Annotated in this window: 21 protein-coding genes; 18 read left to right on the top strand and 3 right to left on the bottom strand. The window is 33.6% G+C overall.

Going from position 1 to position 21,956, the window contains the following annotated elements; all coding sequences use genetic code 11:
• Positions 1-58: 58 nt before the first annotated feature.
• A complete protein-coding gene (locus AC2DGP_RS09200) occupies positions 59-3,133 on the top strand; it encodes a glycosyltransferase family 117 protein (RefSeq protein WP_484489765.1) in 3,075 nt (1,024 codons plus the stop codon).
• 16 nt (positions 3,134-3,149) lie between these two features.
• Positions 3,150-3,791 (top strand): polysaccharide deacetylase family protein, encoded by a 642-nt coding sequence (locus AC2DGP_RS09205; protein WP_484489766.1) that lies wholly within the window; start codon positions 3,150-3,152, stop codon positions 3,789-3,791.
• Here the strand turns inward: AC2DGP_RS09205 and AC2DGP_RS09210 are convergent.
• Positions 3,788-4,084 (bottom strand): thioredoxin family protein, encoded by a 297-nt coding sequence (locus AC2DGP_RS09210; protein WP_300326175.1) that lies wholly within the window; start codon positions 4,082-4,084, stop codon positions 3,788-3,790. The genes AC2DGP_RS09205 and AC2DGP_RS09210 overlap by 4 nt on opposite strands.
• A gap of 204 nt (positions 4,085-4,288) precedes the next feature.
• Between AC2DGP_RS09210 and AC2DGP_RS09215 the strand changes: the two genes are divergently transcribed.
• From AC2DGP_RS09215 to AC2DGP_RS09275, 13 genes are all read left to right on the top strand, one after another.
• Positions 4,289-4,807 carry a shikimate kinase gene (locus AC2DGP_RS09215; protein WP_484489767.1) on the top strand — a complete coding sequence of 173 codons (519 nt, stop codon included), beginning with the start codon at positions 4,289-4,291 and terminating at the stop codon, positions 4,805-4,807.
• Positions 4,808-4,942: 135 nt separating this feature from the next.
• A complete protein-coding gene (gene polA, locus AC2DGP_RS09220; RefSeq protein ID WP_484489768.1) occupies positions 4,943-7,756 on the top strand; it encodes a DNA polymerase I in 2,814 nt (937 codons plus the stop codon).
• Between the two features lie 208 nt (positions 7,757-7,964).
• A complete protein-coding gene (rplM, locus tag AC2DGP_RS09225; protein WP_484489769.1) occupies positions 7,965-8,420 on the top strand; it encodes a 50S ribosomal protein L13 in 456 nt (151 codons plus the stop codon).
• Positions 8,421-8,422: 2 nt separating this feature from the next.
• The gene (rpsI, locus tag AC2DGP_RS09230) at positions 8,423-8,809 is read left to right on the top strand and encodes a 30S ribosomal protein S9 (RefSeq protein WP_484489770.1); all 387 of its coding nucleotides are present in this window, start codon (positions 8,423-8,425) and stop codon (positions 8,807-8,809) included.
• A 177-nt stretch (positions 8,810-8,986) separates the two neighbouring features.
• Positions 8,987-9,760 (top strand): 30S ribosomal protein S2, encoded by a 774-nt coding sequence (rpsB, locus tag AC2DGP_RS09235; RefSeq protein ID WP_484489771.1) that lies wholly within the window; start codon positions 8,987-8,989, stop codon positions 9,758-9,760.
• Positions 9,761-9,808: 48 nt separating this feature from the next.
• Complete coding sequence (gene tsf, locus AC2DGP_RS09240; protein WP_484489772.1) at positions 9,809-10,777, top strand: translation elongation factor Ts; 969 nt, start codon at positions 9,809-9,811, stop codon at positions 10,775-10,777.
• An 81-nt stretch (positions 10,778-10,858) separates the two neighbouring features.
• Complete coding sequence (gene aat / locus AC2DGP_RS09245) at positions 10,859-11,512, top strand: leucyl/phenylalanyl-tRNA--protein transferase (protein WP_484489773.1); 654 nt, start codon at positions 10,859-10,861, stop codon at positions 11,510-11,512.
• A gap of 81 nt (positions 11,513-11,593) precedes the next feature.
• Positions 11,594-11,920, top strand: a complete 327-nt coding sequence (locus AC2DGP_RS09250) for a nucleotide pyrophosphohydrolase (protein WP_484489774.1) — start codon at positions 11,594-11,596, stop codon at positions 11,918-11,920.
• Between the two features lie 2 nt (positions 11,921-11,922).
• Positions 11,923-12,183 (top strand): hypothetical protein, encoded by a 261-nt coding sequence (locus AC2DGP_RS09255; protein ID WP_484489775.1) that lies wholly within the window; start codon positions 11,923-11,925, stop codon positions 12,181-12,183.
• A gap of 1 nt (position 12,184) precedes the next feature.
• Entirely contained in the window at positions 12,185-13,396 is a 1,212-nt protein-coding gene (locus AC2DGP_RS09260; protein ID WP_484489776.1) for a 3-phosphoshikimate 1-carboxyvinyltransferase, read from the top strand.
• A 148-nt stretch (positions 13,397-13,544) separates the two neighbouring features.
• Positions 13,545-14,594 (top strand): tRNA preQ1(34) S-adenosylmethionine ribosyltransferase-isomerase QueA, encoded by a 1,050-nt coding sequence (gene queA, locus AC2DGP_RS09265; protein WP_484489777.1) that lies wholly within the window; start codon positions 13,545-13,547, stop codon positions 14,592-14,594.
• A gap of 107 nt (positions 14,595-14,701) precedes the next feature.
• Complete coding sequence (rlmN, locus tag AC2DGP_RS09270) at positions 14,702-15,751, top strand: dual-specificity RNA methyltransferase RlmN (protein WP_484489778.1); 1,050 nt, start codon at positions 14,702-14,704, stop codon at positions 15,749-15,751.
• 68 nt (positions 15,752-15,819) lie between these two features.
• Positions 15,820-16,797 carry a polyprenyl synthetase family protein gene (locus AC2DGP_RS09275; RefSeq protein ID WP_484489779.1) on the top strand — a complete coding sequence of 326 codons (978 nt, stop codon included), beginning with the start codon at positions 15,820-15,822 and terminating at the stop codon, positions 16,795-16,797.
• Positions 16,798-16,808: 11 nt separating this feature from the next.
• Here the strand turns inward: AC2DGP_RS09275 and AC2DGP_RS09280 are convergent, their stop codons facing one another.
• Both AC2DGP_RS09280 and AC2DGP_RS09285 read right to left on the bottom strand, forming a co-directional pair.
• Positions 16,809-17,981 (bottom strand): carboxypeptidase-like regulatory domain-containing protein, encoded by a 1,173-nt coding sequence (locus tag AC2DGP_RS09280; protein ID WP_484489780.1) that lies wholly within the window; start codon positions 17,979-17,981, stop codon positions 16,809-16,811.
• Positions 17,982-18,030: 49 nt separating this feature from the next.
• Entirely contained in the window at positions 18,031-19,569 is a 1,539-nt protein-coding gene (locus AC2DGP_RS09285; RefSeq protein WP_484489781.1) for a GH3 auxin-responsive promoter family protein, read from the bottom strand.
• 202 nt (positions 19,570-19,771) lie between these two features.
• Here AC2DGP_RS09285 and AC2DGP_RS09290 point away from each other — a divergent pair, with 202 nt between their 5' ends.
• The 3 genes from AC2DGP_RS09290 to AC2DGP_RS09300 are packed head-to-tail and all read left to right on the top strand — an operon-like array spanning position 19,772 to position 21,928.
• On the top strand, positions 19,772-20,566 hold the full coding sequence (locus AC2DGP_RS09290) for a DUF2797 domain-containing protein (protein WP_484489782.1): 795 nt from the start codon (positions 19,772-19,774) through the stop codon (positions 20,564-20,566).
• Positions 20,567-20,571: 5 nt separating this feature from the next.
• On the top strand, positions 20,572-21,519 hold the full coding sequence (locus tag AC2DGP_RS09295) for a GSCFA domain-containing protein (RefSeq protein WP_484489783.1): 948 nt from the start codon (positions 20,572-20,574) through the stop codon (positions 21,517-21,519).
• 58 nt (positions 21,520-21,577) lie between these two features.
• On the top strand, positions 21,578-21,928 hold the full coding sequence (locus AC2DGP_RS09300) for a hypothetical protein (protein ID WP_484489784.1): 351 nt from the start codon (positions 21,578-21,580) through the stop codon (positions 21,926-21,928).
• The last annotated feature ends 28 nt before the right edge of the window (positions 21,929-21,956 follow it).

Raw genomic sequence — 21,956 nt, forward strand, 5'->3', positions numbered from 1 at the left:
TGTATTACTATTCACTTTAAATTATTAAATTCGCACACACATATCACTAATCAGCACTATGTTTTTAACAAACTACAAGAAACTAAATATCATCTTAGGTTGGACAACCTTTGCAATAGCCCTCATAACCTACACTTTAACACTAGAACCTACAGTTAGCTATTGGGATTGTGGAGAATACATAGCGACTTCTGTGAAGCTAGAGGTAGGACACCCACCTGGAGCTCCTTTATTCCAAATGCTTGGTGCCTTTTTTGCTATGTTTACTTCTGATGTAACAGAAATAGCTAAAATGGTAAATTTCATGTCTGGATTAGCAAGTGCTTTTACCATACTTTTCATGTTTTGGACCATCACAAACTTATCAAAAAAACTAGCTCTAAAGTCGGGTTCGTTTTCAGAAGGAAAAGCAATTGCGGTACTTGGAAGCGGATTAGTTGGCGCCTTGGCTTATACCTTTTCAGATAGTTTTTGGTTTAGTGCTGTAGAAGCAGAAGTATATGCCATGTCGTCATTTTTAATGGCGCTTTTATTCTGGCTTGCCCTAAAATGGGAAAATGAAATGCATACCCCAAGAGGTCATAAATGGTTATTGTTAATATCCTTCGTGGTGGGATTGTCTTTTGGAGTACATATCCTATCGCTACTTGTAATACCAGCCATTGTATTTATCTATTTTTATAAAAACTATGAAAACATAGATCTAAAAAAATTCTTAATCGCAAACGTAATTTCTGTTTTGGTTCTTGCTTTTGTATTTAAACTCCTTTTCCCTTTTACTTTAAAGTTTTTTAGTATTTCTGAAATATTTTTTGTGAATACCGTTGGGCTACCTTTTAACTCAGGAAGTATCATCGCAGGAATCGCATTAACAGTAGGCTTCTTTTACGCACTGAAATACACAAAATCTAAAAAGATGGTTTTGGCAAACACACTAACTCTTTCTGTTTTGTTTATCATGATAGGATTTTCTTGTTGGCTTATGCTACCGATTCGCTCTAATGCTAGCACAACCATTAATGAAAATAATCCAGCCAGTGCACGTGAACTACTTGCTTACTACAACCGTGAACAATATGGAGATGCCAATGTTTTTTATGACACCTACTACTCTATTACCTACAATAGAGAACAGAAAAAAGACGACCAAGGAAACTCTATATACAAAGACGATAAACCAAAATACGAACAAGACGAAAAAACAGGAAAATATGTTATTGTAAACAATTACAAAAATTCAACCCCTGTTTATACTGATGAGCACAAAGGATTTATACCTAGAATGCCAAATCCAGCCGTCATTGACAATTACAAATCCATTGCTGGAATAGACCCTAAAAGTAAAGAAAGACCCACTTTCTACCAGAATATTAAATTCATGATTAGCTACCAATTCGGCTATATGTATGGTAGGTATTTAATGTGGAATTTTGTTGGTAAACAAAATGATGAACAAGGAAACTTGGATATTTTCAATGGAAATTGGCTTAGCGGAATTAACTTTTTCGACGAAATGCGTCTCGGTCCACAAACAGACCTACCAAGTGATGTTCAAAACAACAAAGGAAGAAACAAATACTATTTCTTTCCTTTAATCTTAGGACTTATTGGACTTATATTTCAATTAAACAAAGACCAAAATAATTTTTACACCTTATTTTTATTCTTTGCTTTTACTGGACTTGCCATTATTTTTTACACAAATCCAAAACCTTTTGAGCCAAGAGAAAGGGACTATGCAGTTGTAGGATCCTTTTATGTTTTTGCTATCTGGATCGGATTTGGTGTATATGCTTTGTATGATGCACTCAAAAAATTCACAAGTCCGAAAACCGTTGCATTTGCAGTTTCAATAGTTTCATTACTAGCGGTGCCCACCCTTATGGCTTCTGAAAACTGGGACGATCATGATAGATCTGGCAAGTACACAGCGCACTTTAATGCCAAGGCTTATTTAGATTCATGTGACCCAAATGCAATTATGTTCACCATTGGAGATAATGATACTTTTCCTCTTTGGTACATGCAAGAAGTTGAAGATTACAGAACGGACATAAAGTTGATCAATACAAGTCTTTTTGCTACAGATTGGTACATCGATCAAATGAAAAGGAAAACTTATAAAGCAGACCCTATTCCATCACAACTAACACACGACCAATACAAACACGGAACTTTAGATGTTGCCTACCACTATCCTCAAACAGAAAATAGATGGGACATTAAAGATTTTATGAAATGGATTGCTTCGAACGACGAAAGAACGTATTTCGAAACAGAAAACGGGCATAAAGAAAAGTTTTACCCAACCAACAAACTACGCTTAAAGGTAGACAAAGAAAAAGTACTAAAAAGCGGACTTGTTCCGGTTAAAGATTCTGCCTTAATCGTTTCTTATATTGATCTTGATATAGACAAGCAAGGACTAACAAAAAACAGAATATTGATGTTAGACCTTCTTGCAAACAACAACTGGAAGCACCCTATTTATTTTACGGGAGGAGCCAATGCCGACGAAGAATATATTTGGCTGAAAGACTATTTGCAGTTAGACGGATTGTGCTATAAATTCATCCCTGTAAAAACAAAAAATACAGGTAGCATGTTTGACATGGGTAAAATCTATTCTGAAAACATGTACGAAAAGGTACTACGATGGGATTGGTCTGAAATCAATTCTAAAAACATATACTTGGATGTAGAGTCTAGAAAAAACTCAATTTCGTTTAGAAATAACTTATTAAGACTTACGGAATCTTTAATCGCTGAAAACAAATTTGACAAAGCGGAGGAAATTCTTGATTTAAGCTTAGCGGAAATGCCGATTGAAGATTATGGCCATTACGGTATATGCTTAGGTTATCCTGAATATTACTACCAAATAGGAAAACCAGAAAAAGCGAGAGCTGTTTGCGACACATTAATTACTATTTTCCAAGAAAAACTAGTTTATTACAGTCGTTTTGATGAAGCTTGGCTAAACTTAACCTTTGACGAAATTGAACGCAATTTAAACATGTATCGTAGTGTAATGAGAGATATTGACTCGAACGATCCTGACGAAACTTACAAGAAAAACTCAGAGCAAGATTTCATCAATCATGTTAAGCTTTTTCAAAGCCTAATGGAATAATTCTAAAGACACCCAAATGAATTCTCTGTTTGTAAAAATTCCATCTTGGGTACAACGATTTTTCCACAAACAGTTGTGGTCAATTCCAACAGTTAAAAAAGAAATATATCTAACTTTTGACGATGGACCTACTCCCGAAATAACGGAGTGGGTTCTAAGTCTATTAAAACAATACAATGCAAAAGCTACCTTTTTTTGCATTGGTAAAAACATTGAAGAGCACCCGCTAATACTTGAAAAAATAATTTCTCAAAAACACAGTATAGGAAACCACACACACAACCATCTACAAGGATGGAAAACTAAAACGGTTGACTATATGAACAATGTTTTTAAAACGGAAAAACTATTAAAAGAACAACAACAATCAAAGTCCTTAAAACTTTTCAGACCTCCCTACGGGAAAATTAAACCCAGTCAATTGCATCAAATAATTTCCAAAGGATACAAAGTAGTAATGTGGGAAGTATTAAGTGCTGATTTTGATCAAAACATCAGCAAAGAGCAGTGCCTTCAAAATGTATTAAAAAACACTAAACCTGGCTCTATCATTGTTTTTCACGACAGCATCAAAGCCTCAAAAAACTTGAGATATATACTCCCTAAAGTGATGGAGCATTTTAACAAAAAAGGATTTCAATTTAAAGCGATTGATTAAGCATGTTGCTTCACCAACCCTATAAGAGTATTCGCATCTAGATCACCTGACTGTCTCCATTTCATTTGACCTCCTTTGTAGATAATAAAAGTAGGATTCGCCTTTACCTTCAAGGCATCTGCTAATATCTCATTCTTTTCTATATCTATCTTAATCACTTTCGCCTTGTCACCAAGAGCTGCTACAACATCACGTAAAACCTCATTCGGGTTTTCACCTGTTTTATCCCATTCAAAATAAAAATCAATTAATACAGGGATATCTAAATTTATTAGTTCTCCAAATTTTGTCATAATCTGATTGAAAGCTTTTAATTTATTCTGTGTTTTTTTGTCTTAAAATTATTAAAACAACAAAAAGCATCCTGCAATATACTGTATTTATGTCATTTATAAAAATAATTTTTCAGAGCCTCCCGATTCATTCATTTCATATATTTTTTTGTTCTTTTGTACTTCTTAAATAAGTTTGTTTCACAAAATTAAATAACGAAAAAAATGATAATTGTTTTAATTGGGTATATGGGGTCTGGAAAATCTTCAATTGGTAGAAAATTATCAAAAAAAACGGGCTATAAATTAGTAGATCTTGATGATTTTATCGTTGAGAAGGAAGCGGCTACCGTAAAGGAAATATTTGAAACTAAAGGTGAAATTTACTTCAGACAAAAAGAAGAAGAGTATTTAAAAGAACTTCTTAAAACAAAAGAAAATATCATTTTATCATTGGGAGGAGGAACGCCTTGCTTTGGCAAAAACATGGATCTTGTTTTAGAATCTGAGGACACAAAAAGTATTTACCTAAGAGGATCTGTACCTAAACTAACAGACAAACTTTTTCTAAAAAAAGCAAAACGTCCGTTAATTGCAAATATCGAAACCAAAGAAGCCTTAGCAGAATTCATAGGAAAACATTTATTTGAAAGAGCTCCTTTTTACAGCAGAGCAGAATTTCAAATCACAACCGACAACAAAACAAAAAAAGAAGTAGCACAAGAAGTACTTGAACTACTTTAATTTTCATATCGTTTTTTCAGTGAACAACGTTCTGCATTTCAGAAGGTCTATCACTCTTTTTCCATCATTTAAAGAGCTAAGTTTAACTTTCAAACTTATTTCTGTACATTTACATTCGTATTAAAATTCTATTCCATGTCGAATCAAAAAAAGGTATTTTTATTAGATGCATTTGCACTAATTTTTAGAGGATATTACGCACTAATTAAAAATCCAAGAATCAACTCCAAAGGGATGGATACCTCTGCCATTTTAGGTTTCACAAACTCCCTTATTGATGTCATCAGAAGAGAAAAACCAGATCTTTTAGCAGTTGCATTTGACAAAGGAGGTTCTGATGTTAGAAACGAGGCTTTTCCGGAATACAAATCGAATCGACAAGAAACCCCTGAAGCTATCAAAATAGCAGTTCCATACATTCAAGAAATCTTGAAAGCCATGAACATTCCTATTGTAGAACACAAAGGAATTGAAGCTGATGATTTAATTGGTACTTTATCGAAGCAGGCGGAAAAACAAGGCTACCAAGTTTACATGGTTACCCCAGATAAAGATTACGCTCAGTTGGTTTCAGAAAATATTTTTATGTATCGACCAGCTAGAATGGGGAATGGTATTGAAATATGGGATATCGAAAAAGTGAAAGAAAAATTCGAAATCGAAAACCCACTTCAAGTTATTGATTACTTAGGAATGATGGGAGATGCGGTTGATAACATCCCTGGACTACCAGGTGTAGGGGACAAAACAGCTAAGAAATTCTTGAAACTTTACGGAAGTATGGAAGGCCTTTTAGAAAACACACATGAGCTAAAAGGAAAAATGAAAGAAAAAGTTGAAGCCAACAAAGAACTTGGTTTACTTTCTAAACAACTAGCAACAATCATGTTAGATTGTCCTGTTGAATTCAATGAAAAAGACTACCTATTAACAACACCTGATTTCCAAAAGGTAAATGATATTTTTCAAGAACTTGAATTCAGAAGAACTCTTGAAACCATAAACAAGCTATTCAAACAACCAGACGAAACAACTTCTATTGAAGTAAAAGCGGAAGTTACGAAAGAAGCTCCACAACCAAATAATGAAACTGCTCAGTTGGATTTATTTGCTTCACCACATAAAGAAGAAGAAGTTCAAACAGGATATACTACAATTGAAACGAGCGATCATGTGTATCAATTTGTAAACACCAACTTAGGAAGACAAAAATTACTTTCAAACCTATTGTTACAAAAAGAAGTATGTTTTGAGGTAAAAACTGATTCTACTGAATTGACTATCGTTGGAATTTCTTTTAGCTACCAAAAAGGAAAAGGCTATTTTTTAGCGTTGCCAAAAGACGAAAAAATCTCAAAACAGATTTTAGAAAACTTTGGTGCATTTTTCTCAAACGAAAACATTTTAAAAATTGGTCAAAATTTAAAACGTGACATAAAAATACTTGGACAATTTAACATTCCAGTAAAAGGGGACCTTTTTGACACCATGTTGGCACATTATCTTTTAAACCCTGACATGCGTCATCAGATCAACGTATTAGCTGAAAATCATTTAAACTACAAAACCATTCTTGAAGAGAGCGTTGTAGGAAAAGGGAAAAAAGCTATTGAATTTGGAGATGCAGACTTAAAAAAACAGGCAGATTTTGCCATTGAAAACACTGATATCGCATTTCAATTAAAATCCATTTTTGAAAAAGAATTAAACGAAAACAAGCTTACACAACTATACCAAGAAATCGAAATTCCTTTGCTGAAAGTTTTAGCAAAAATGGAAATAGAAGGTATCAACCTAAACACAGCATACTTATCTGAATTATCCACGGTTATCACAAAAGATATAGAAGTTCTAGAAAAAAGTATCTACGAACAGGCCGGTGAAGATTTCAACTTAGCATCCCCAAAACAACTTGGAATTGTTTTATTCGAAAAAATGAAACTAGTTGAAAAGCCTAAAAAAACTAAAACCGGGCAATACGCAACCAATGAAGATGTCCTATCTAAACTTGCCGCAGATCATAAAATCATTCAAGAAATTATAGAATGGAGAGGTTTGGTAAAATTAAAGAGCACTTATATTGACGCGCTTCCTAATGAAGTCAATCCAAACACCAAAAGAATACACACAACTTACGGTCAAACCGTAGCTGCAACCGGAAGATTAAGTTCAAACAACCCGAACCTTCAAAATATTCCAATTAGAACACCTCGAGGAAAACAAGTGAGAGAATCCTTTGTTCCTAAAAACAAAGAATACGTATTGTTTGCCGCGGATTACTCTCAAATAGAATTAAGAATCATCGCCGCACTTAGTAAGGAGGAAAACATGATTCAAGCATTTAAAGACGGACAAGATATTCATGCCACAACCGCTTCAAAAGTATTTGGAGTGCCACTAGAGGAAGTTACTAGAGAACAAAGAGGCAACGCAAAAGCTGTTAATTTTGGGATTTTATACGGACAAGGTGCTTTTACTTTAGCAGATCAAACCGGAATGACCAGAAAAGAAGCCAAAGCTTTGATAGAAGCCTATTACGAAACCTATCCTACATTAAAATCTTACATGGCAAAACAAGTGGACTTTGCAAGAGATAATGGGTATGTAGAAACTATTTCAGGAAGACGTAGATACCTTAAGAACATCAACTCCCAAAACGGTATGGTCAGATCGGGAGATGAAAGAAATGCAGTAAACGCTCCCATACAAGGAAGCGCAGCAGACATCATAAAAATAGCGATGATCAATATACAACGTCATTTTGATGCACATAATTACAAGTCTAAAATGTTATTGCAAGTGCATGATGAACTTGTATTTGATATGCATAAAAAAGAGCTTGAAACCCTAAAACCTATCATTAAAAAAGAAATGGAAAATGCTTTTGAGCTTTCTGTGCCTTTAGATGTTGAAGTAGGAACCGGTGAAAACTGGCTAGAAGCTCACTAGAAATAAAAAAATCAAACAATCTTTCACAATGCTGCCTCTGTTAATTCTACTATAATTAACAGAGGCATTTTTATTTGTGTAAGTACGCTATAAATCAGTCAATAAAATATTTCAAATCACTATTGTTCCATAAGAATATTGTTACTATATTTGCAGCCCTTTTAAAAGGGAAAAATATTTTATTAATCTATACAAAAACTAATAGTGTATGAACACATTAAGTTACAAAACAGTATCAGCAAACAAAGACACTGCTAACAAAGAGTGGTTAGTTGTTGATGCGGACGGACAAACATTGGGTCGTTTTGCTTCTAAAGTAGCAATGCTAATTAGAGGTAAGTACAAAACAAACTTTACTCCTCACGTTGATTGTGGAGATAATGTAGTTGTTATCAATGCAGACAAAATTATTTTAACTGGAAAAAAATGGACTGATAAGTCTTACATCCGTCACACAGGATATCCAGGAGGTCAAAGATCTTTATCAGCAACAGAAATGTTCGAAAAAGATCCTACTCGTTTAGTCGAGAAGGCTGTAAAAGGAATGTTGCCTAAGAACAAATTAGGTGCTGCACTTTTCAGAAACTTATATGTATATGCTGGAGCTGAGCACCAACAATCTGCTCAAGAGCCTAAACCATTTAACGTAAACGACCTTAGATAATTATGGAAACAGTTCACAAAATAGGAAGAAGAAAGACGGCTGTAGCCCGTGTTTACTTGTCAGAAGGATCAGGAAAAATTACAGTTAACAAGAGAGAACTTGATAACTATTTCACAACTTCTACGTTAAGATATAAAGTACAACAACCTTTGGCATTAACAGAAAACATCGAAACTTTCGATATTACTGTAAATGTATTTGGAGGTGGAGTTACAGGACAAGCTGAAGCAATTCGTTTGGCTATCTCTAGAGCTTTATGTGAGATTGATGCTGATAACAGAGCAATCTTGAAACCAGAAGGATTACTTACTAGAGACCCAAGAATGGTTGAACGTAAGAAATTCGGACAAAAGAAAGCAAGAAAAAAATTCCAATTCTCGAAACGTTAATCCGTTTTATTGGATTTTTTATTCAAAGTCCTATATGGACTTTACAAAATACAATTATAATCAAGTTATCGAAACCCTGTTTAGACAGGGTTTGTTTAGCATCTAAATAAGTAAGACCGTAAAATAAAAGCGCTACTTACTTATTGCTATTCATAGAGAACGTAAACAAATAACAAAATGGCAAACATCGAAATTAAAGAATTATTGGATGCTGGTGTGCATTTCGGACACCTTACAAGAAAGTGGAATCCAAACATGGCTCCTTATATTTATACTGAGCGTAACGGAGTTCACATTATTGACCTTTACAAAACAGCGGCTAAGATTGAAGAATCTGCTACAGCTTTAGAAAAAATTGCAGCATCAGGAAGAAAAATCCTTTTCGTAGCAACTAAGAAACAAGCTAAAGATATTATCGCTGATAAGGCTGCATCTGTAAACATGCCTTACATTACTGAAAGATGGCCTGGTGGAATGTTAACTAACTTCGTAACTATCAGAAAAGCTGTTAAGAAAATGGCTCAAATTGATAGAATGAAAGTTGACGGTTCTTTCGCTGCTTTATCTAAAAGAGAACAATTACAAATCGAGCGTCAAAGAGCTAAATTAGAAAAGAACTTAGGTTCTATCTCTGATATGACTCGTTTGCCAGCTGCTTTATTCGTAGTTGATGTTAAGAAAGAGCACATTGCTGTTTCTGAAGCTCAAAAATTAAACATTCCTGTATTCGCTTTAGTTGATACTAACTCTGACCCTAAAGCTGTGGATTTCGTAATCCCTGCTAATGATGATGCTTCTAAATCTATTGAAAAAGTAATAGGTTTCTTGATCGATTCTATCGCTAGTGGTTTGAGCAACAGAAAATCTGCTAAAGATAAAGCTGAAGCTACTCCAGCACCTGCAAAAGCAGAAGCAGAGGCAGCAGCACCTGAAGTAAAGGAAGAAAAATAATTGAGTTTTAATTAACTCGTTTTATAAACAACATTAAATTATAATATCATGGCAGAAATTAAAGCTGCAGACGTTATGAAGTTGCGTAAAGCAACTGGGTCTGGAATGATGGATTGTAAAAAAGCTTTAGTAGAAGCTGAAGGTAATTTTGACGGTGCAATTGAAATCCTTAGAAAAAAAGGACAAAAAATCGCTGCTAAAAGAGCTGACAGAGATTCTTCTGAGGGTGCTGCAATCGCAAAAGTAAATGCTGACAATACCGTTGGTGTATCTATCGTATTAGGATGTGAAACTGATTTCGTAGGAAAGAACGAAAGTTTTGTAGACATGGCTACTAAGTTAGCTGAGCAAGCTTTGAACTACACTACAAAAGAAGACTTCTTAGCATCTGACTTTGGAGGAATTACTGTTGCTGAAAAATTAATCGAGCAAACTGGTGTTATCGGTGAAAAAATCGACTTAAACGACTTCACAAGAGTAGAAGCTCCTTATGTTGGTTCTTACATCCACGTTGGAAACAAAATCGCTTCTTTAGTAGGTTTATCTGCTAAGATTGATGGTATTGAAGCACTTGGTAAAGATTTAGCTATGCAAGCTGCTTCTATGGGAGCAACTTCTTTGTCTTACAAAGATTTTGATCCTGCTTATGTTGCTGCTGAAACTGAAGCTAGAATCGCTGTTATCGAAAAAGACAATATTGAATTAGGAAGATTAGGAAAAACATTGAAAAATGTTCCTCAATTTATTTCTATGTCTCAATTGACTGAAGATGTATTAGCTAAAGCTGAAGAAGCTGCTAAGGCTGAATTAGCTGCTGAAGGGAAACCAGAAAAAATCTGGGATAGAATTTTACCAGGAAAAATGGAAAGATTCATTTCTGACAACACAACTTTAGATCAAGAGCAATGTCTTTTAGATCAAAAATTCATCAAAGATGAAAAGAAAACTGTTGCTGAGTACGTAAGTTCTTTAGGTGACGTTTCTGTAGTAAATTTCACTAGAGTTTCTTTAGGATAATTTACCAATTATATTTTAAAAAGGCTGTTTGATATCAAACAGCCTTTTTTGTTTTTAAAGTATTTTTTTAACAACGATTACATGTGGCTTTCTGAAACTGACATCAATTTTCCGAGTATTACAGAAGTTACTGAGGAAGGAATTTTAGCCTTAGGTGGTGATTTAAAACCACAACGTCTCATACACGCTTATAAGAACGGTATTTTCCCTTGGTACAGCGATAATGAACCCATTATTTGGTACTGCCCTGACCCTAGAATGGTTTTATTCTTTGATCAATTAAAAGTATCAAAAAGCATGAAAAGTATTTTGAAAAAAAATATTTTTAAAATTACATTCAACCAACAGTTTGAACAAGTAATTGCTAATTGCAAAACTATAGATAGGAATGATGGTTTAGGAACTTGGATTACACATGACATGCAAAACGCTTATAACAAGTTGCATAAAATGGGAAGAGCAAAATCGGTCGAAGTTTGGCAAAACAATGAACTGGTAGGAGGACTTTATGGTGTTGATCTTGGACATGTATTTTGTGGAGAAAGCATGTTTAGCAAAGTAAGCAATGCATCAAAAGCGGCTTTCATTTACCTGGTAGAAAAACTACAGGAAGAGGGGTATCACTTTTTAGACTGTCAAGTTTACAATGATCATTTAGCCAGTTTGGGGGCAGAAGAAATATCTCGAGACACCTTCTTAAACCTCCTTAAAAACCCAACCACGCAAGAGGGATAGTTTAAGATTTCTTTGTCATATTAGGGTGCCTCAATCTTAAAAGACTTATGTATATTTGTCCTGCTTTAAAGAATCAAGACCATGGACATAAAAAATGCTCAATTAGCTGTTGATAATTGGATTAAAGAACACGGAGTTCGTTATTTCAATGAACTTACTAATATGGCACAATTAACTGAAGAAGTTGGTGAAGTTGCTAGGATTATTGCTCGTCGATACGGAGAACAATCCGAGAAGGAAAGCGATAAAAACAAAGACTTAGGTGAAGAATTGGCTGATGTAATTTTCGTAGTCCTATGCTTGGCTAATCAAACAGGAATTGACCTGCAAAAATCTTTTGACAAAAAATTGGACTTCAAAACAAAAAGAGACCATGATCGCCATCACAACAACGAAAAATTAAAATAAAAATGAAAGAACACAATATTTTAAAAGTTCCTTTTTGGAAAGTAGCCCTACGATTTACCTTAAGTTTTTTGGTATTACTAGGTATCGTCTTATCCGCAGCCGCATATTTCAGAAATGGTAACATGGATGCAATGAATGAGGCTATGTTAGATGGTTCTTGGGTAAAATTTGTTTTAATTAGAGTTGCAATCGGAATCGTTTATGGAGTTGCTATGGCATACTTCTCAAGAAATAAAGCTAAAAAACTTCAAGGATTAAAATAGTATGGATAGTTTAAAATTACACCACTTCACAGGAGAAGTAAACAAAGAGATTCAAATTACAGGATCTAAAAGTGAAACAAATAGATTGTTAATTTTACAATCTTTGTACCCAAATTTGGAGATTGCAAACATCTCTAATTCTGACGACAGTAAATTGATGATGGCAGCTTTGGCAAACAAAGGTGAAGAAATCAATATTGGTCATGCCGGTACTACCATGCGTTTTTTAACTAGTTTTTTATCTATCAAAGAAGGGTCTGATGTTATTTTAACAGGTTCTGGGAGAATGAAAGAAAGACCTATTGGAATTCTTGTTGATGCTTTAAAAACACTTGGAGCGGATATTACTTATGTAGAAAATGAAGGTTTTGCTCCCCTAAGAATAAAAGGAACGAAACTAAAAGGAGCTAAAGTAACCATTAATGGAAATGTGAGTAGTCAATACATATCATCATTACTATTAATTGCGGCAAGTTTAGAAAAAGGTATCGAATTAGAATTTGAAGGAGCTATAACCTCCGTTCCTTATATTCAAATGACTCTAGGTTTGCTTAACGAAGTAGGTATTGAAACTTCTTTTGAGGGACAGTTTATTAAAATTTCTCCAAGATCAAGTATAGAAAATCATAAAATCACAGTAGAATCTGATTGGAGCTCTGCTTCCTATTACTACAGTTTGGTTGCCTTAAGCAACAATGGTAAAATAAAGCTGAACTCTTACAAAGAGAAAAGTTTACAAGGTGATAGCGTACTTTCTGAAATTTATAAAAGTTTTGGAGTACAAACTACATTTGGAGAAAACAGCATTACTTTAGAAAAAATAGAAGGATTTAAAAATCCAGAAAAAGTAAACTTTGATTTAATCAAAGCACCAGATATTGCCCAAACAATTGCTGTAACGGCATTTGGAATGGGGATTGCTTGTGACCTAACTGGCTTACATACTTTAAAAATTAAAGAAACAGATCGCCTGGTTGCATTGGATGTAGAACTTTCAAAACTTGGGGCAGATATTTCTGTAACTAATGATAGTTTGCACCTTAACAAAGCAACAACAATACAAAGCGATGTGGCCATTGATACCTACCAAGATCATAGAATGGCTATGGCATTTACTCCACTATTACTAAAAACTTCAATTATCATAAACGAAGCGGCAGTAGTATCTAAATCTTACCCAACATTCTGGGAAGATTTTTCTAACTTTCAATAGTTAGCAACTCATAAAACAATCAAAAGCCTAGCCTATAATTTTATAAGCTAGGCTTTTATTTGTCAATTAATTAAAATTAAATCGGCAAACACTTGACAACCCCTATCTTGATATCGTATATTTGCCAACTATTTTCTAAAACACACAAATGAAATTATCTGCATTTAACTTTGAGTTACCTGATGACTTATTAGCTGAATACCCTGCTGAGCACAGAGACGAGTCTCGTCTAATGGTATTAAACAGAAAAGAACAAACTATAGAGCACAAACAATTTAAAGACCTGATCAACTATTTTGATGATGGTGATTTAATGCTGCTAAACGATACAAAAGTATTTCCAGCTCGTTTATTTGGGAACAAAGAAAAAACTGGAGCAAGAATTGAAGTTTTCTTATTGAGAGAATTAAACGCTGAAAACAGACTTTGGGATGTTTTAGTAGATCCTGCTCGTAAAATAAGAATTGGAAACAAATTATTTTTTGGAGACGATGATAGCCTAGTAGCTGAAGTTATTGACAATACGACTTCTAGAGGACGTACTTTACGTTTCTTATTTGACGGATCTTACGAAGAATTTAGAGATAAATTGACTTCATTAGGAGAAACACCTATTCCGAAATACATCAGAAGAGATGTTGAAGAAAGTGACGCAGAACGTTACCAAACGATTTACGCTAAAAACGAAGGAGCCGTTGCTGCGCCTACGGCAGGTTTACACTTTTCTAAACATTTAATGAAGCGTTTGGAAATAAAAGGTGTTGATTTTGAAGCTTTAACCCTACACGTTGGTTTAGGTACTTTTAGTGCTGTAGAAGTTGAAGACTTATCAAAACACAAAATGGATTCTGAACAGGTTATCATTTCTGAAGAATCAGCAGCAAAAGTTAATGACACTATCAAACGTAAGAAAAGAATTTGTGCGGTAGGAACTACTGTAATGAGAGCTATTGAATCTTCAGTTTCTCCAACAGGAAGTTTAAATCCTTATGATGGATGGACACATAAGTTTATTTTCCCTCCTCATGATTTTAGTATTGCAAATGCAATGATTACTAACTTCCACACTCCTAAGTCTACTTTAATGATGATGACAGCTGCATTCGCTGGTTATGATTTCTTGATGAAAGCTTATGATGAGGCAGTAAAAGAAGGATATCAATTCTATTCTTATGGTGATGCTATGTTAATCATCTAAGAAATATATCACAATAAATAAAAATCTCGTATCTATTATAGGTACGAGATTTTTTTATAAATAAGAAGTATCTTTGCACACGGAACACCACAAGATTTTTACACCTTATGACAGTTAAGAAAAAAGACATTAGAGCCTTGACAAAGGAACAGCTCAGAGCATTTTTTGTTGAGAATGGAGACAAGGCTTTTCGAGGAAACCAAGTTTATGAATGGCTTTGGTCTAAATCAGCTCATAAGTTTGAAGACATGACAAATGTTTCTTTGAGCACCAGAGAAATGTTAGAAGAAAATTTTGTAATCAATCACATTCAAGTTGATGATATGCAAAGGAGTTCTGATGGTACGGTTAAAAACGCCGTAAGATTACATGATGGTCTTATCGTAGAATCCGTTTTAATTCCAACTGATACGAGAACTACTGCTTGTGTATCTAGTCAGGTTGGGTGCAGTCTTGACTGTAAATTTTGCGCTACCGCTCGATTAAAACGTATGAGAAACTTAAATCCAGATGAGATTTATGATCAAGTTTCTGCAATCAATCAAGAGAGTTTGTTATACTTCAATCACAAACTATCGAATATAGTATTTATGGGAATGGGAGAACCGCTTATGAATTACAACAATGTTCTTGCCTCGATAGAAAAAATAACATCACCAGAAGGCTTAGGAATGTCTCCGAAAAGAATTACCGTTTCAACTTCTGGAGTTCCAAAAATGATCAAAAAATTGGCAGATGATAACGTTAAGTTTAACCTAGCGGTATCTTTACACTCTGCTATTGATGAAGTAAGGACACTGATCATGCCATTTAATGAAAAATTTCCCTTAAAAGATTTGAAAGAAGCTTTGGAATATTGGTATGCAAAAACCAAAAGAGCTGTTACATATGAGTATGTTGTTTGGGACGGAATCAACGACAACAAAGAAGCTATTAGGGCATTGGTTAAATTTTGTAAATATATCCCCTCTAAAGTAAACATCATTGAATACAACCCTATTGATGATGGGGAGTTTCAGCAAGCAAGTAAAAAATCTATCACTGATTACGTAAGTGTTTTAGAAATGAACGACATAACTGTAAACGTAAGAAGAAGTCGTGGGAAGGATATAGACGCGGCTTGTGGCCAATTAGCAAATAAAAGTACAAAAGCATAAAATTTAAAGGAGAATGTTTTAAGTTTACACCTCCTTAATTTAACCCCTTTAGAGAACAACTTTCATCAATGAAAGCAGTAGAGCAAATTAAATTTCCGATTACAAAAGAGATGGAACTTTTTGAAGAAAAGTTCAAAGATGCTATGCTCTCTAAAGTTCCATTATTAAACAGAATTACCTATTATATTGTCAGACGAAAAGGGAAGCAAATGCGTCCTATGTTTGTTTTTCTAGTGGCAAAAATGGTTTCTAATGGAAAATTTTCAGAACGTACCTATCGTGGTGCCTCCGTTATTGAATTGATACACACGGCAACACTGGTACATGATGATGTTGTAGATGACAGTAATAGAAGAAGAGGATTTTTCTCTATCAATGCTCTATGGAAAAATAAAATTGCCGTATTAGTAGGTGATTTTCTACTATCAAAAGGTCTATTGTTATCTATTGACAATGACGATTTTGATATCTTAAAATTGATCTCCGTAGCGGTTAGGGAAATGAGTGAAGGAGAACTTTTACAAATTGAAAAAGCGAGAAGACTTGACATTACCGAAGATGTTTATTTTGAAATTATCCGACAAAAAACGGCTACTTTAATTGCTGCATGTTGCGCTATCGGAGCTGCCTCTGTAGGAGCCAATGAGGAAGAAATAAAAAAAATGCACGAATTTGGTGAATTGATAGGTATTGCTTTTCAAATTAAAGATGATCTATTTGACTATTCAGAAAGCAACATCGGTAAACCTACTGGAATAGATATCAAGGAACAAAAAATGACTTTGCCCCTTATCTATACCATAAACAATTGCTCTGATAAGGACAAAAAGTGGTTGATCAATTCTGTTAAAAAGCACAACAAAGACAAACAACGTGTTAAAGAAGTAATTAGCTTTGTAAAAGAAAATGGAGGTATCGAATACACGGTTAGTAAAATGAAAACCTATCAAAACAAGGCCCTTTCTATACTGAATACCTACCCAGAATCTGAATACAAAGAATCTCTAAAAACAATGATTAACTACGTTGTTGACAGAAAAAAATAATTCCGAAACTATTATTTATTCACAATTTTGAATTGGGTTTCTAAGGGAACACCATACAATCCTTCAATATCAGATTTTATTTTCTTGTAGAAATTAGTATCTGGTGGTAAACTTAAATTTGCCCAAAACTCCGAATGATAAGGTAAATCCAACAATCCCATATCTTTATCGATTCCGTAATCTTTTATTCTCATTTTAGACTTATCAGTTTCTACTGAATACAATGTGGCCTCCGCCTTATAAGAGGTTCTACTAGCGATAGTATTTCTGTATTTTTCAGGAATTCTTTCATCTTGCAACACCCATTCGTGATTGAAATAACTCAACACTAATTTTCCACTTTTATGAGTTTTGTACAAATACATTGTTCTACCTCGTTCAATTCTATAAACTTTATAGGTATCTATACCAATATATAAGGTAATTCTTTCCCAATCAATTTTAGGATTTTGTCCTTGAATAATTAATACATCTTCTCCTTCATAAGAAGAACTTCCTGTTTTTTTCCAATCAAATTTTTTCAAGTTTCTTCTGTGCTGAGAATCAACTTTACTATGTAAAGGATTTAACTGAATCATCCCATTTATCCAATGATTCCAATCTTTGGATTTCCACACTCTATAGTCAGCCGATTTTCTAGCCTCTATAACTTGTAATCGTCCTATTCCGTATGCTGGCCCCCTATCGATATATTTAATATAGTTTTCTACAAAAAATTTAGAGGTACCGCCTTCAGTTGTAGCACGACGAAATAACATTTCCGACATATGTGTGGAACTCAAAGTATTAGTTTTTAGGTTTTTTAAGGCATTCAAAACATACGTTTTATCACTCAACAAAACCACATCATCCATAAGAATTGCACTCTCCGATAAAATAATTTTTTTGTCTTTAGTCGCTAAAAAATCTGCAACAGTAATATTAACTGAATTAAAACCTAAAGAAGAAATCGTAAGGGTATCCTTCAACTCATCTTCCGAAACGTACAGAGAAAACTCCCCTTCATCGGTACTAGAGGTTCCTTTACTTTTTGCAACAATACTGATGGAAGCATAAGGAATGGTAACATCAGTTTCATCTAAAATCACACCTTTTACTTCAATATTTTTATTCTGTGCCGATACATTGAGAAATGAAAATACAACCCCAAAAATGAAGCTATTGATAATAAGTTTAATATTCATAAGTTTAGTTAAAGATTCGGATTTATTCTCAAAACCCATTGGTTATTGTTCAGGTATACAATATACAATTTTGTTTTTTATTTAAAACCAGCAACTCTTCTAACAATTTTCTATTATTAGAAAGCCTTGGTATTTTGTGTTGTCCTCCCAACTTATTTTTAGATTTCAACCAATCGTAAAATAAATTTTCTCTTGAGAAATTTATTTTCGGAAAACTAAGTGTCATATTTTTATAACGTTTTGCCTCATAGTCAGAATTAACATTTTGCAAGGCTATATCTAAATACTCACTAAATTTTGTTCTACAAGCCGGCTCCTTTTTAAATTCAATCATCCATTCATGAGCTCCCTTTTCTTTACCTTCCATAAAAATTGGTGCAACGGTATAATCTAATATTTCAGCACCACTTTGTTTACAGGCTATCTCAAGTGCGTGTTCGGTATTTTCAATAATCAACTCTTCTCCAAACACATTAATAAAATGCTTTGTCCTACCTGTTATTTGAATTCTATAAGGTGTAAGACTTGTAAACTTTACGGTATCTCCAATCAAATAGCGCCACAAACCAGAATTAGTTGTAATTACTATGGCATAGTTAACTCCCATCCTAACCTCATCCAATGGAATCGCCTTAGAATCTTCTCCATTATAATCAGACATCGGAATAAATTCATAAAATATCCCATAATCTAGCATCAATAACAACTCATCAGAATTATTCTGATCCTGAATGGCAAAAAAACCTTCTGAGGCATTATAGGTTTCACAATATCGAAACGATTCGCTTGGTATTATTTTTTTGTATTGCTCTCTATAAGGCGTAAAATTTACACCACCATGAAAGTAAACTTGCAAGTTAGGCCAAACTTCTAAAATATTATCTTTTCCCGTAACCTCTAAAACTTTATTGAGCAATACTAGCATCCAAGAAGGGACTCCTGCCAAACTCGTAATATCTTCTTGAATTGTCTCTTGAACAATGGCATTCATTTTTTCTTCCCACTCGCTCATCAAAGCCGTTTTTTGCTTTGGAGCACTACTAAAGTCCGCCCAAAAAGGCATATTCTCAATAATTATTGCCGAAAGGTCACCAAAATAAGTATTGTTATCCTCATATACAGCACTACTACCGCCAAGTCTTAAACTTTTACCCGAAAATAAATCAGCCTCTGGATTGTTATTTAAAAAAAGACATAACATATCTTTTCCGGCGTTCATATGACAATACTCAATAGCCTCATCACTTACCGGAATATATTTGCTATTTGCACTGGTGGTACCACTAGATTTGGCAAACCATTTAATGTGAGAGGGCCAGAAAATATTTTGTTCTCCCCTCCTAGTCCTTTCAAGCATTTCTTCAATACTTTCATATTTCTGAATGGGAACTATCTTAGAAAAATCATTGTATGAAGAAATTTTTTTAAACCCATAATTCTTTCCAATTTCGGTATTTCTAGCCGTTTTCAAAAGGTTTAATAAAAGTTCATTTTGCACTTCCACCGGATACTTGATAAAAAGATCAAGTTGATGCTTCCTTTTTTTTAAAAACCATGAAAGAATGGAACTAACAAATAAAAATTTCATAACAATTAAAGTATCTAAACATTGATTTTATTCTCAATTAATTCAAATCTGATAGAGCTATTTGAGCCCATAAAAAATAAGCATTTTAAAATTTTAAATTTTCAAGATTTAAAATACATACCTATCTTTATCAAGTTAAATTTAGTGTTTTTTTTTAAAGTACAAACACTAAAATAAATTTCACATCAACAACATTCCACAAATGAAATACCAAGGAGTTTTAAAAAAAATGAATACAGAATATTCTGATACTATAGAATATTATTTAGAAATGGGTGATGATTTTTTAAACCTCAATCAACTACTAGACAGAAAAGTAGAGCTTCAATTTGAAAACTATCAATGTTTAAGTTGTGGAAAACAAAAAAAAATATTCCGACAAGGTTTTTGTTATGATTGTTTTTACGAACAGCCATCGGCCGGTGATTGGATCATGAAACCTGAATTGAGTAAGGCACATTTAGGTATAGAAGATCGAGATTTAGAGTACGAAAAATCTGTGCAATTAAAACCACATATCGTTTACCTTGCTTTGTCTAGTGAAATTAAAGTTGGTGTAACCAGAAAAACACAAGTACCAACGCGTTGGATAGATCAAGGAGCCAGCAAAGCCTTGTCCATATTAGAAGTACCCAACCGATATCTCGCAGGTATTGCAGAGGTTGCTTTAAAACAATATGTAAGTGATAAAACAAGTTGGCAAAAAATGCTAAAGAATGATGTTTTTGATGGAGATCTAAAACTAAAAAAAGAAGAACTAATTCAATATCTACCTGAAGAAGTACATCCCTATATTTTAGATGCGTCTGAAAACATTCTTGATTTAAATTATCCTGTGAACCAATACCCTACAAAAATTAAAAGTTTGAACATCATCAAATCCAATTCTTACGAAGGAGTTTTGAAAGGCGTAAAAGGTCAATATTTAATTTTTGAAGACGGAACTGTGTTTAACGTTAGGAACAATGAAGGCTTGGTAGTTTCATTAAATATTTAAGCGCAATGACGGATTCCACATTCAGAACGCAATTCAAAATAAAACAAGAAGAAAACACCATAAATTACAATTCAAATATTTTATTATTTGGTTCATGTTTTTCTGAGAATATTGGAGCAAAATTTGAATATCTAAAATTTAGGTCATCTACCAATCCGTATGGAATTTTATTCAACCCCGTAGCCGTTGAAAAAGCAATTTCTGAATGTATCAAAGGAATCCAATACACTGAAAATAAACTCATTTCTCATAATGATCTTTGGCATAGCTTCAATCATCATTCAGATTTTTCGGGTCCTAATAAAAATGCTGTTCTTAAAAAGATCAACAAAACAATCTTAGAAACTCAAAAAAAAATAAAATCTGCATCACATATCATCATCACCTTAGGGACAAGTTGGGTGTATCAGGAAAGGGAGACAAAGCAAACAGTTGCCAACTGCCATAAAATTCCACAAAGAGATTTTGAGAAAAAACTATTGAGCATTTCGGAAATAGAAAACAGCATTGAAACGATAAAAAAAGATATTTTGAACTGCAACAAAGAGGTTCAAATTATTTTTACCTTGAGTCCAGTAAGGCATCAAAAAGATGGCATGGTGCAAAATACAATTAGCAAGTCTCATTTAATTTCCGCCATACATAATTCTTTGGATGCGAATACAAAATATTTTCCTGCCTATGAGCTTATGATGGATGATTTAAGAGATTATAGATTTTATAAAGATGACCTTTTGCATCCAAACCAACTTGCTGTTGATTATATCTGGGAACAATTTAAAAAAACATGGATCTCTGAGGACACAGTAAAACTTCAAGAAACTATTGAAACAATTCAAAAAGGCCTAGCTCACAAACCTTTCAACCCTGAATCAGATCAACATAAAAAGTTCAAAATCAACCTAGCACAGAAAATTATAGATTTAAAAAATAATTTCAATATTTCTTTCTAGTCGCGATTAAATAAAAATCACATATTTTTTTTTAGTATATTTACTTATATACAAAAAAATGAAAAAGATTAGTATTGGAATTATCACTGGAGCCCTGCTTGGAATGTTAATAAGCAGCTATTTTGTGCATGATTACACTTTTGAAAAAGTAATCTACACAAAAATTACGCTTAGCACTTTATTGGTTGGCCTATTTTGTGGGAGTTATGCTAACCTACATATCAAACCATTCAATTTATTTATGGGATGCTTAGTTATTGGTATTGTAGTTTTTTATGCAAAATTTTTAATAACTGGTCATCATTTCGACCCTATCAATATGGGTACCTTTACAGGGGCAATGATCGGATCCTTATTTTATGTTTTAGAAAAAATAAAACTGCACAAAAGACCTGACTATAGGTTATAAAAAAAGCGACTAAAAATTTAGTCGCTTT

The organism is Flavicella sp. IMCC45537 (genome assembly GCF_057197705.1).